This window comes from Dactylosporangium vinaceum (assembly GCF_019904175.1).
Classification (GTDB): domain Bacteria; phylum Actinomycetota; class Actinomycetes; order Mycobacteriales; family Micromonosporaceae; genus Dactylosporangium; species Dactylosporangium vinaceum.
In genome coordinates this window covers 5,442,635-5,454,518 of sequence record NZ_CP061913.1, presented here as the reverse complement: position 1 = coordinate 5,454,518, position 11,884 = coordinate 5,442,635, and the positions used below count along the sequence as shown (strand labels likewise).

The following is an 11,884-nucleotide window of genomic DNA, read 5'->3' as shown; positions in this document are numbered from 1 at the left end:
GCGGCCCGTCAGGCCCGGGTCCAGCGCTGGTTGGCGGCCGCGCTGCACGTCCAGAGCAGGACCGTCGTGCCGTTGGCGGTGGCGTTGCCGTTCACGTCGAGGCACAGGCCGGAGGCGGCGCCGCTGACGGTCCCGTTGGCGTTGAACGTCCACTGCTGGTTGGTGCCGCCGTTGCAGTCCCACAGCTGGACCTTGCTGCCGGCGGTGGCGCCCAGCGGGGCGTCGAGGCACTTGCCGAGGGCCTGCAGGGTCGACCCGGCGGCCGTCCAGCGCTGGTTGGCCTGGCCGTTGCAGTCCCAGATCACCGGCTGCGTGCCGTTGGCGGTGTTGCTGTTGGGCACGTCGAGGCAGCGGCCGGAGGCGGCGCTGACGAGCGTCGTGGCGCCGTTGGACGGCGGCGGCGAGGTGGTGCCGCCGGTGGTACCGCCGCTGACCCGGTAGACGACAGTGCCGTGGGCCGGCACCGAGGCCGAGATCGGGCCGGACGAGTTGGTGACCGCGCCGCTCCAGGCGTCGAGGAGCGTGAACGCGGTGCCGGCCTTGCCCACGGCCGCCGCGGTGGTCGAGACGGTGGTGGTGGAGCCGCCCTGGTTGAACAGGGCCACCGCGACGTCGCCGTTGGCGAGCCGTTTGGCCAGCACCCGGCGGGTGCCGTCGTTGGAGACCTGGGTCGCCTGCAGCCCGAGCGAGTCCTGGTCGATCGCGATGAGGTTGCGGTTGCCCAGGATCGTCGTGGTCGCGGCGTTCATCGAACGGATGTCGTTGCCGGCCAGCAGCGGCGCGGCGAGCATCGCCCACAACGCGAAGTGGCTGCGCATCTCGGTGTCGTTCATCCCGCCGCCCCGGCCGACCTCAAGCATGTCCGGGTCGTTGAAGTGCCCCGGCCCGGCGTACCCGGCCAGCGGCACCGTGACGTCGACGATGTTCTGCACACCCATCGGATAGTTGTTGGCCTGACCACCGTTCCACATGTTCTGGATGTCCTCGGTCGTCCGCCACAGATTGGCCACATCGCCCCAGTTACGCTGCGGGCCGGTCTTCGCATGGACGCTGTTCGGGTTGATGCTGTACACGATCGGCCGGCCCGTCGCGGCCAGCGCGTCACGCATCCGCGAGAACACGGTGACCTGATCGTTGATCGAGCCCGTCGGCGAGCACCAGTCGTACTTCAGGTAGTCCACGCCCCACGCCGCGAACTGCCGCGCGTCCTGCGTCTCATGACCACCACTACCGGTCGCACCCGGATAGCTGCCGAAATACTGCCCGCACGTCTTGTCCAGCGGCGCCTCGTAGATACCGAACTTCAGACCCTTGCCGTGCAGGTAGTCACCCAGCGCCTTCATACCACTGGGGAACCGCGACGGGTCACCCTGCAGGTTCCCCGACGAGTCCCGGTTCGGGTTGAACCAGCAGTCGTCGACGACGACGTACTGGTAGCCCAGGTCGCGCAGGCCGCTGCTGACGATCGCGTCGGCCATCTGCCGGATGAGTGTCTCGTTGATGTTGCAGCCGAATGTGTTCCAGCTGTTCCAGCCCATGGGTGGGGTACGGGCGACGCCGTTCTCCAGTGCCTGGGCACTTGGCGCGCGCAGGACGGCGGTGACGGCGCCGGTGAGGATCAGTAGGACGGCGGCCGCGACGGCGGCCCAGCGCCGGGGCGAGCGGCGCCGAGTCAAGGCGGAGGTCATGAGGTAAGTCCTTCTGGCGGTCGGGACTTCACTGTTTGTGAGCGCTAACAGCCGATGTGGAAGGCGGTTCGGCGTCAGTCATCGAGATCGATGAGATTGCCAGAGAACTCCGGTCGAATCAAGTCGCGGTAATGCCGCACGCGGGCGGTGCAATGTAATTTTCCGAATTGCGCTCGACCGACTTTGCGGCGCATTCACTCATAACACTTTCGCGCGATCCGGAGTGCTCGGACGCGACGCCGGGCCGATCGCACCGGTGGGCCGCCGCATCGACAGTTGACCGCGAACATCATACGAGTTACGTTTACGTCGTGATCACCGCGGCGCTACCCCGCCGGCCGCAGCTGCGGTTCACCGCGCTCGGGTTCGGCGCCGCGCCGGGTGGCAACCTCTTCCGGGCGATCGACGACGATACGTTCGCCGCCGCGGTCGACAGCGCCTGGAACGCCGGCGTCCGATACTTCGACACCGCGCCGCACTACGGGCTCGGCCTGTCCGAGCGCCGGCTGGGTGCGGCGCTGCGGGGCCGCCCACGCGACTCCTACCTGGTCTCCACGAAGGTCGGCCGGCTGCTCGTGCCCGCACCCGGCGCCGCGCCCGGCCGCGATCCCGAGGGCTTCGACGTGCCGGCGACCCATCGCCGGGTCTGGGACTTCAGCCGCGACGGCGTGCGCCGCTCCCTCGAGGCGAGCCTGCGGCGCAGCGGCCTTGACCACTTCGACGTGGTCTACCTGCACGACCCGGACGAGCACTGGGCGCAGGCGGTCACCGAAGCCCTGCCCGCGCTCATCGAGCTGCGGGACCAGGGCGTCATCGGCGCGGTCGGCGCCGGGATGAACCAGTCGCCGATGCTCGCCCGCTTCGTGCGTGAGACCGACGTCGACCTGGTCATGTGCGCGGGCCGCTACACGCTGCTCGACCAGCGCGCCGCCCACGACCTGCTGCCGGCCGCGCAGCAGCACGGCGTCGGCGTCGTCGTCGCCGGCGTCTACAACTCCGGCGTCCTGGCCACGGACCAGCCTCCGCAGGACGCCACCTACGACTACGGGCCGGCGCCGGCCGAGATCCTCCGGCGGGCCCGGCACATCGCGGCGATCTGCGCCGAGCACGGCGTCACCCTGCCGGAGGCCGCGCTCGCCTTCGTCCGCGGCCATCCGGCGGTCGTCTCGACGGTCGTCGGCCTGCGCAGCCCGGCCGAGGTCGGCGAGGCCGCCCGCCGGGCCGCGGCCGCCGTGCCGGACACGCTCTGGCCGGCGCTGCACGCCGCCGGCCTCATCCAGCCGGCCACCTAGTCCCTGTCCTACGCCTCCTCCGGGATCAGGCGCAGGCCCGCCCGGGCGGGGCGGACGTGCGGGCCGTGCACCGCCGCCGGCCCGTCGGCCGCCCGGTCCGCCCGGATCCGGTCCTCGTCGACCCGGATGCCCAGACCGGGGGCGTCGCCAAGGACGATGCCACCGTCCTGGAACTCCTGGTCGATGTGCAGGCCGATCGGCGCGACCAGATCCTGGACCTCGAACGTCAGGTGGTTGGGCACGGCCACGGCGGCGTGGGCCAGCGGACTGCCGTGGTGGGCCACCGGGCTCACCGGAAGGTCGTGGCTGTGGGCCACGGCGGCCACGCGCAGGAAGTGGGTGATGCCCCAGACGTTGCCCACCTGGACGATGTCGACCGCGTCGGCGTCGAGCAGCGGCCGGTACTGCTCGAGGCCGGTGAGGTTCTCCCCGGTGGCGACGGCGGCGCGCACGCCCCGGCGCACCGCGGCGAGGCCGGCGGCGTCCCAGCGGCGGACCGGCTCCTCGATCCAGGTCAGGTCGACCCGCTGCTCCAACGCGGCGACGAAGCGAACGGCCTGCGACCGATGCCAGGACTCGTTCGCGTCGAACATCAGCGCGGGCCGGGCCGTGTTGCGCCGCAGCACGTCGCGCACGGCCTCCAGCCGGCGCAGGTCGTGGTCGAGGTCGCGGCCGCCCTTGAGCTTGGCGGCGGTGAAGCCCCGCTCAGTGAAGCGCTCGTAGAGGGCGACGAGCTCGCCGTCGTCGAGCGCGATGTCCAGCCCCGAGGCGTAGCCGGGGACGAACCGGTCGCGGCCGCCGAGCGCGCGCCAGAGCGGCTCATCGGCCAGCTTGGCCTTGAGGTCCCACAGCGCCATGTCGAGCACGCCGATCGCGCCGAACGCCGCACCGGCGTGGCCGGTCTTGAACACGCTGGCGAGCATCCGGTCGTAGAGGACCGGCACCGCCCGCGGGTCCTCCCCCTCGACCGCGCCGAAGACGCGCCCGACGTCGCCGTGCGGGCCGATGCCCACCCCTTCGAGCCCCTCGTCGGTCTCCAGGATCAGCACGTTTACGTCGGTACAGGGCTCGGCCATCACGCCGTTGACGTCCCCGATCAGCCGGCCCCAGTCGTGCTGGGTGGTCAGGCTGCGGAATCCGGTGACCTTCACTGTGGCTCCTTGTCGGCACGGTTGGCACTCACTCCTTGGTGCCGCCCGCCGTCATGCCCGCGACCAGGAAGCGCTGCGCGAACAGGAAGACGATCAGCACCGGCAGCACCGACACGACAGTCGCCAGGGCGAGCGTCGGCAGCTGCACGGACTGGGTCCCGGCGGAGCTCGGGTTGAACGCCGGGGTCGAGGCGAGCAGTGCGGTCAGGCCGACCTGCACCGGATAGCCGTCGCTGGAGGGCAGCATCACGAACGGCAGGAAGAAGTTGTTCCAGCTCTGCACGAAGCTGAAGAAGCCGACGAGCGCCACCACCGGTGTGGCCAGCGGCAGGGCCACCCGGGTGAACACCTGGGTCTCGGTGCACCCGTCGACGCGGGCCGCGGCGAGCAGGTCGCGCGGCAGGCTGGTGGAGAAGTAGATATAGGTCAGGTAGACGCCGAACGGGAAGAACGACATCGGCAGGATGACCGACAGCGGGCTGCCGATCAGGCCGGCCACGTTGAGCTCGAGGAAGATCGGCAGGACGAGCGCGGTGTTCGGCATCAGCATCACGATCAGTGTGAGCACGAGCAGGAACCGGCGGAACCGGAACTCGGTCATCGCCAGGGCGTAGCCGGCCGGGATGCTCACCAGCAGCGTGACGGCGAGCGCGCCGAGCGCGTAGAGCGCCGAGTTGCCGATCCAGGCCACGACCGCCCCGTCCTGAAACTCGAGCAGCTGGCGCCAGTTGGCGGCCAGGTCCCCGAGGCTGCCGGGCGCGAAGGGCGGGCCGACGACGAGCGCGTGGGCCGACTTGGTCGTCGCCAGCAGCAGCCAGACGATCGGGACGGCGAAGAACAGGACGAACACCGCGGCCACGACCGCGGCGATCGTGCGGCCGGCCCAGCCGGTGGCGGTGTCCGCCCGGCCTCGTGCAGTCGCCATGGCCATCGTGTCAGTCCCTCTCGAACAGTCCGCCGCGCGTGACGAAGACGGCCGACAGCGCGAGGGCGATGATCAGCAGCAGCAGCGAGACGGCCGCCGCGGCGTTGAAGTCGTTCTGCTGGAACGCGTAGAGGTACGCCAGCTGGTTGAGCGAGTAGTCGTTGGGCACGACCGCGTTGCTCGCCTGGGACAGCAGCTGTGGCTCGACGAACAGCTGACTGCCGGCCGCGAGCGACATGATGCCCATGTACGAGATCCACTTGCGCAGCAGCGGCAGCTGGATGCGCAGGGCGATCTGCAGCGCGCTCGCGCCGTCCAGCCGGGCCGCCTCGATCATGTCCGAGCCGATCGTGTTGAGCGCGCCGTACATGATCACGATCCACCCGCCGGCGCCGGTCCAGAAGGCGATGACGGCGAAGATCGGCGGCAGGTTCCCGGGCGCGATCACCTGGTTGAAGCTGGTGAACCCGGCCGCGCGCAGCAGCCCGGCCACCGGGCTCGCGGTGGGGTCGAGGACGAACAGCCACAGCAGCACGCTCGACGCGCCCGCGACGGCGCCCGGCAGGTAGAAGACCAGCCGCAGCGTCCGGCTGAGCCAGCGGACCCGGACCGCGTGCACCACGATCGCCAGGAAGGTGACGAGCACGACCAGGGCGACCAACCAGATGAGCAGGAAGGTGGCGACGTGGCCCACAGCCGGCAGGAACCGGAAGTCACCGAACACCTTGGCGAAGTTGTCGACGCCGGCGAAACGGCCGGCACCGTCGGTGAACGCGAGCACGACCGCGTACAGCGCCGGGAACACGCCGAACACGGCGGCCAGGACCGTATAGGGCACCACGAACAGGTAGCGCATCCCGCGGTGCCCGGCCGCCGGCCGCGGTCGCGCGCCCGCCGGGCGCGCGACCTCCTGCAGGATCGTCATGTGACCGTGTAGCCGTCGACCTGGGCCTGGTTCTTGATGGCCGTCTGCCACTCCGGCAGCAGACCGACGAGGCTCTTGCCGCCGGCGATCGCGGGGGTGACGGTCTTGGCCCAGATCGCCTCCTGGCTGAAGATGCCGGAGCCCCAGCCGCTCCAGATCTGCGTGCCGGCCTTGATCAACGGCTGCAGGTCGGTGGCGTAGTAGCCGCTCGACTCCTGCTTCTTGATCCACTTGTCGGCGGCCGGCGCGTAGGCGGGGTAGCCGGGGGCGAGGTTGACCTGGTAGTCGTCGGCGGTGGTGACGAACTCGGCGAACTTCGCGGCGGCCTTGAGGTTCTTCGAGTGGCTGCTGATGAACCAGGTGCCGCCGCCCACGTTGCCGGTCACCGCCTCCTCGCCGCGCCACGGCAGCGGCGCGGCGACGCCGAGCTCGCCCTTGGCGACGTTGAGCGACTGCGGGTTGTTGAAGATGGCGCCCGAGAACCACGCCGGTCCGGGCGCCATGAGCACCTTGCCGGCGTAGGTCTTGACGAACTCCGGGGTGAACACGCTGACGGAGGGCGTGGTGCCGTTCTTGATGAGCACGTCGAGCATCGCCGCGGCCCGCTTGCACTCGGTGCTGCCGGTGTCGACGGTCACCGACTTGGGCCCCGTGATGCCGTTGGCCCGGCACTTGCTGCCCCAGAAGAACACCTCGGGCGTCCAGGCGTCGCCGACCGTGCCGACGATGTAGCCGGGGTGCTCGCGGGCCACCCGCTCGCCGAGCGCCTGGTACTCCTCCCACGTGGTCGGCAGCGCGTAGCCGAACTGCTGCAGCAGCGCCCGGTCGTACCAGAGCACCACCTGGGCGAGGTCGTTGCGCAGGCAGTACACCTTGCCGCCGACGGTGCAGGGGTTCAGCGCGCCGGCGGTGAAGTTCGTCAGGGTCTCCTTGGCGACGAGCCCCTGGTCGAGCATTGCCGCGAACGCCTGCTTGCCGTTGGTGCTCTGACTGGCCCACGCGGCGTCGTTGTTCTGGGTCGAGAAGACGACGTCGGGCCAGCCGCTGCCGGCCCGGTCGAAGAGCTGCATCTTGGTCCGGAAGGAGTTCGATCCGTTCGCCGACCCGTCGTACGTGACCGACTCGATCTTGACCCCGGGGTTGGCCTTCTTGAACGCGTCCACCGCGGCCGCCCGGTCGGCGTCGACCCACACGGTGATGCCGGCGTTGTCGTCCTGGGCGACCTGGGGGAAGCCGTACGAGCCGGCGGATGCCTCGCCCGACTGGCCGCAGCCGCTGAGGGCGAGCGCGATCGTGATCGCCGCACCGCCGAGTCTCGCCATCCGGAGGCGGCCGGGCGCCGCCTGCCTGCTTCGGAACATATGCACGTCCTTGTCCGTGAGGTCGTGTTGCGCATGAGTTCACTGCGAGGCAATGTAAGAGCATACGTATGATGTTTGCAAGGCCCTCTTCGAGCGCCGCCGGAGCCGACCCGTAGACTGGCCGCGCAGTGCGCGCCACGGCAGCCCGCGCCCGACGGAGGACCGATGACGACATCCCAGGCCGGCCCGGACGGCCGGACCGTCGCTCCACCGTCATGGGTGCAGCGCCCGGCCAACCTCGCGCAGGCGGTCACCGCGGAGCTGGTGCAGCGCATCGTGCGGGGCGTGCATCCGCCCGGCACGCCGCTGCCGCCCGAGCCGGCCCTGTGTGAGACGTTCGCGGTCAGCCGCACGGTCATCCGCGAGGCGGTGAAGGTGCTGCAGGAGAAGGGGCTCGTCCAGGTCCGCCAGGGCAGCGGGACGGTCGTCACGGCCCCGTCGAAGTGGAACATGCTCGACGAGCTCGTCCTGGGCGCGTCAGTCGCCGAGGACGAGAGCCTGGCGATCCTCGACGACCTCGTCGTCACCCGGCGCCTGCTCGAGTCGGACATGGCGAATGTCGCGGCCCGGCTGGCCGACGAGCCGACAGTGGAGCGGCTGCGGGCAACCGTCGCCCGGATGGACGAGCTCGTCGACGACCACGTGGCCTACGAGGAGCAGGACCGGGTCTTCCACGATGCGATCATGGAGGCGTCCGGCAACCGCATCGCCCGAGCCGTCGTGAAGGCCCTGGTCAGCCAGGTGCTGCACACGGCGCGCTACGTCGGGCGCACGGACCGCTCGCTGTGCATCGCGTCGAACCTGGGACACCGGCGCATCTACGAGCGCATCGCCGCGGGCGACCCGGACGGGGCCGCCGCCGCGATGTTCGACCACATCACCGACGCCTGGCTGGTGCGCCGCGGCGGCCCGAGCGACGCGGCCCGGCTACAACGGTAGCCGGGCCGCCCGCCATGGTCCCGTCCTCCGGCCCGGTCAGCTCAGGCTGAAGCGCTGGTTGGCCTGGCCGTTGCAGTCGTAGATCTGGATCTGCTGGCCGTTGCCGGTGCCCCAGACGTCGAGGCAGCGTCCGGACTGGACGCCGGTGATGGTGCCGTTGCTGTTGACGTTCCACTGCTGGTTGGTCTGGCCGTTGCAGCTGTAGATCTGTACTGCGGCGCCGTTGCCGGAGCCGGCGGCGTCCAGGCAGCGGCTGCCGTAGACCTGCAGCTGCTTGCTGGAGGTGTAGGTCCACTGCTGGTTGGACTGGCCGTTGCAGTCGTAGAGCTGCACCCGGGTGCCGTTGGTCTGCGACGCGTTGGGCACGTCGACGCACCGGCCGGACTGCGCACCGACGATCCGTTTGGCCCCGCCCTGCGGCGGCGGGGACGACGCCGGCGGGGAGGACGGCGGCGTGGGAGAGGTGGTGGTGCCGCCGCTGCCGTCGAGGCCGAGGAAGGCGATGGCGTACGCGAGCTGCCCCGACATCGGCAACTGGTGCCCGACCCCGGCGATACTCACACCCTCGACCGTCGCCTGCGTCCCCGTGTTCCCGTACCGCGTCCGCGTCCAACTCGACTGCGGATGATCAGTGAACGCCGGCGTCTGGCTCAACCCGTTCAAATTCGTCCACTGCTTGATCTCCTCACCGAAGTTCGGATACGCCAGCGTCGTATCAGTCGTCCCATGCCACAACTGCATCCGCGGATACCGCCCCGAGTACCCCGAATACATCGCCCGGGCCTGATCACCCCACTGCTGCGCCGACTTGCTCACATTGCCACCCGAACACTGACTGTTCCACAACGACCCGTCCGACGTCGCGAAACACCCCGCCGGCACACCCGAGAACGCCGACGCCGCACTGAACACATCCGGATACTCCGCAGCCAGCACATTCGTCATCATCGCCCCCGACGAAAACCCCGACACCACGATCCGCGACGCATCGATACTCGGATACTGCGACCGGGCATAGCTCACCATCGACATGATGCCCGTCGAATCACTACCCCCGTTACGCCTCAACGCCGCCGGAGTCGACACATCGAAACAACTACCGCTACGAGTCGCCTCCGGCACCACGATGATGTACCCGTACCGATCCGCCGCCGTCACATAGTCATGCCCGTTACCGTTGAAAATCCCACTCGCCGAACCACTGCAGTAGTGCACCAGCACCAGCAGCGCCGGGCGGGGCGCGACACTCGCGGGCACGTAGATGTACATGTTGAGGTTCGTCGGGTTGTTGCCGAACCCGGTCACCCGGGTCAGGCCGGCGGCGGCGGCCGGCCGTGTCGAGACCAGCACGGCGGCCACCACCAGCGGCAGGGCCGCCGCTATCAGCAGTGCCCGCAGCAGCATGCGATGCATGCGGCCCTCCTTCAGCAAGCATTCGATGGGGTCCGGGTCACCCGGGGGCCGGCGTCCGGACCGGCACCCCGGGCCCGGCGGCCGGCGCAGGGGTGTCCAGAGCGCATCGACCGGTGTGAGCGCACATCGGCGCGGAACCGACGGTGCCAGAGCAATGCCCATCATTCAAGTCCGGAAGCCTGCGGAAAAATCGTTATGCGAGCCGGCCGCAAATGGTCGCGCCGACCCGGGCGAACGATTTACTTGAATGCCTGGAACGATTCTGGCAAGGTTCCCTGACATCCCACACCTGTCGCCCACCGCGCCCCGCCACGCGCATTGTGAGCGGTAACAGGCCCACATCAGGAGCGTTCCGTGAAAGTTTCCATCCGGCGCGCGCTCGCCGCGGCCGCCGGCCTGCTGTGCGTCGCCGGCCTCATGCCGGCGGCCGTCGCCCGGGCCGACAACCCGATCGTGCAGACGATCTACACCGCCGACCCCGCCCCGCTCGTCTACAACGGGCGGGTCTACCTGTACACCGGACACGACGAGGACAACTCGACGTACTTCACCATGCGCGAGTGGCGGGTCTGGTCCTCCGCCGACATGGTGAACTGGACCGACCACGGCTCGCCGATGAACCTGTCCACGTTCAGCTGGGCGAGCTCCGACGCGTGGGCCGGGCAGACCGTCTACCGCAACGGCAAGTTCTACTGGTACGTGCCGGTGCGCATGGCCAACGGCAGCAACGCGATAGGCGTCGGCGTCTCCGACAGCCCCACCGGCCCGTTCCGCGACGCCATCGGCCGGCCGCTCATCCAGGGCTCCGAGATCGACCCGACGGTCTTCATCGACGACGACGGGCAGGCGTGGTTGTACTACGGCAACCCGAACCTGTGGTACGTGAAGCTCAACGCCGACATGATCTCGACGAACGGCAGCCCGGCGAAGATCCCGCTCACCACCGCCGGCTTCGGCACCCGCACCGGCAACACGAGCCGGCCGACGCTGTTCGAGGAAGGCCCCTGGGTCTACAAGCGCAACGGCCTGTACTACAACGTGTTCGCCGCGAAGTGCTGCTCGGAGTACATCGCCTACTCGACCGCCACGTCACCGACCGGTCCGTGGACGTTCCGCGGCACCGTCATGCCGACCCAGGGCTCGAGCTTCACCAACCACCCCGGTGTCATCGACTTCAACGGCGGGTCGTACTTCTTCTACCACAACGGCGCGCTGCCCGGCGGTGGCGGCTACACGCGCTCCGTGGCCGTGGAGAAGTTCAACTACAACGCCGACGGCACCATCCCGACGATCAACATGACGACGACCGGCGCGCCGCAGGTCGGCACCCTCAACCCGTACGTGCGCCAGGAGGCCGAGACCATCGCCTGGGAGAGCGGCGTGGAGACCGAGCCGTCGAGCGAGGGCGGCATGAACGTCGGCTTCATCGAGAACGGCGACAACGTCAAGGTCAAGGGCGTCGCGTTCGGCAACGGTGCGACGTCGTTCAGCGCCCGGGTCGCCTCGGCCACCAGCGGCGGGCGCATCGAGCTGCACCTCGACAGCGTCAACGGCACGCTCGTCGGCACCTGCACGGTGGCCGGCACGGGCGGCTGGCAGACCTGGACGACCGTGACGTGCCCGGTGAGCGGCGCGACCGGCACGCACGACCTGTACTTCAAGTACACCGGCGGCACCGGCAACCTCTTCAACGTCAACTGGTGGCAGTTCGCCGGCGGCAGCGGTGACAACGGGGGCGGCGGCGGCAACCTGCTCACCAACGGCACCCTGGAGAGCGGGACCAGCGGCTGGTCCGTCTTCGGCGCCGGCTCGCTGTCCTCGAGCACCGTGGCGCACGGCGGCACCCAGTCCCTGCTGCTGAGCGGCCGCACCGCCGCCTGGAACGGCCCGGCCCAGGACGTCACGTCCAAGCTCACCAACGGCAAGAGCTACACCACGAGCATCTGGGTCCGGTCCCAGACCGGCACCCCGAGCGCGAAGGTGACCCTGGCCGTCACCGCGAACGGCACGACGAACTACGTCCAGCTCACCCCGGCCGCCACGGTGAACACCGGCGGCTGGACGCAGCTGACGGGCACCGCCACCGTGTCGTGGACCGGCACGCTGACCGGCGCCACCATGTACGTCGAGACGGCCGCCGGCACCGACGGGCTCTACGTCGACGACGCCTCGCTGCAGTAACCGCACAAG

The 11,884-nt window shown here is 69.8% G+C and carries 9 protein-coding genes; 3 read left to right on the top strand and 6 right to left on the bottom strand.

Annotation, left to right across the window (positions count from 1 at the left end):
* Positions 1-8: 8 nt before the first annotated feature.
* A complete protein-coding gene (locus Dvina_RS24385; protein ID WP_223104775.1) occupies positions 9-1,688 on the bottom strand; it encodes a glycoside hydrolase family 27 protein in 1,680 nt (559 codons plus the stop codon).
* Between the two features lie 311 nt (positions 1,689-1,999).
* On the opposite strand from Dvina_RS24385, the gene Dvina_RS24380 reads away from it, so the two are divergent.
* Positions 2,000-2,980: an aldo/keto reductase gene (locus Dvina_RS24380; RefSeq protein ID WP_223104774.1), complete on the top strand. Its 981-nt coding sequence runs from the start codon at positions 2,000-2,002 to the stop codon at positions 2,978-2,980.
* Between the two features lie 8 nt (positions 2,981-2,988).
* On the opposite strand, the gene Dvina_RS24375 is transcribed toward Dvina_RS24380, so the two are convergent.
* Genes Dvina_RS24375 through Dvina_RS24360 form a run of 4 tightly spaced genes read right to left on the bottom strand, consistent with a single transcriptional unit; the run spans position 2,989 to position 7,342 of the window.
* On the bottom strand, positions 2,989-4,131 hold the full coding sequence (locus tag Dvina_RS24375) for a mandelate racemase/muconate lactonizing enzyme family protein (protein ID WP_223104773.1): 1,143 nt from the start codon (positions 4,129-4,131) through the stop codon (positions 2,989-2,991).
* A 28-nt stretch (positions 4,132-4,159) separates the two neighbouring features.
* Complete coding sequence (locus Dvina_RS24370) at positions 4,160-5,056, bottom strand: carbohydrate ABC transporter permease (RefSeq protein ID WP_223104772.1); 897 nt, start codon at positions 5,054-5,056, stop codon at positions 4,160-4,162.
* 10 nt (positions 5,057-5,066) lie between these two features.
* Positions 5,067-5,981: a carbohydrate ABC transporter permease gene (locus tag Dvina_RS24365; RefSeq protein ID WP_223104771.1), complete on the bottom strand. Its 915-nt coding sequence runs from the start codon at positions 5,979-5,981 to the stop codon at positions 5,067-5,069.
* Complete coding sequence (locus Dvina_RS24360; RefSeq protein ID WP_223104770.1) at positions 5,978-7,342, bottom strand: ABC transporter substrate-binding protein; 1,365 nt, start codon at positions 7,340-7,342, stop codon at positions 5,978-5,980. Before Dvina_RS24360 ends, Dvina_RS24365 begins: the two co-directional genes overlap by 4 nt.
* Positions 7,343-7,507: 165 nt before the next feature.
* Between Dvina_RS24360 and Dvina_RS24355 the strand changes: the two genes are divergently transcribed.
* Positions 7,508-8,281, top strand: a complete 774-nt coding sequence (locus tag Dvina_RS24355; protein WP_223104769.1) for a FadR/GntR family transcriptional regulator — start codon at positions 7,508-7,510, stop codon at positions 8,279-8,281.
* Positions 8,282-8,317: 36 nt separating this feature from the next.
* Here Dvina_RS24355 and Dvina_RS24350 read toward each other — a convergent pair whose 3' ends face one another.
* Positions 8,318-9,685, bottom strand: coding sequence for an extracellular catalytic domain type 1 short-chain-length polyhydroxyalkanoate depolymerase (locus tag Dvina_RS24350; RefSeq protein ID WP_223105688.1), 1,368 nt, complete (start codon positions 9,683-9,685; stop codon positions 8,318-8,320).
* Positions 9,686-10,048: 363 nt separating this feature from the next.
* Between Dvina_RS24350 and Dvina_RS24345 the strand changes: the two genes are divergently transcribed.
* Positions 10,049-11,875: a family 43 glycosylhydrolase gene (locus Dvina_RS24345; RefSeq protein ID WP_425516555.1), complete on the top strand. Its 1,827-nt coding sequence runs from the start codon at positions 10,049-10,051 to the stop codon at positions 11,873-11,875.
* Positions 11,876-11,884 lie beyond the last annotated feature (9 nt).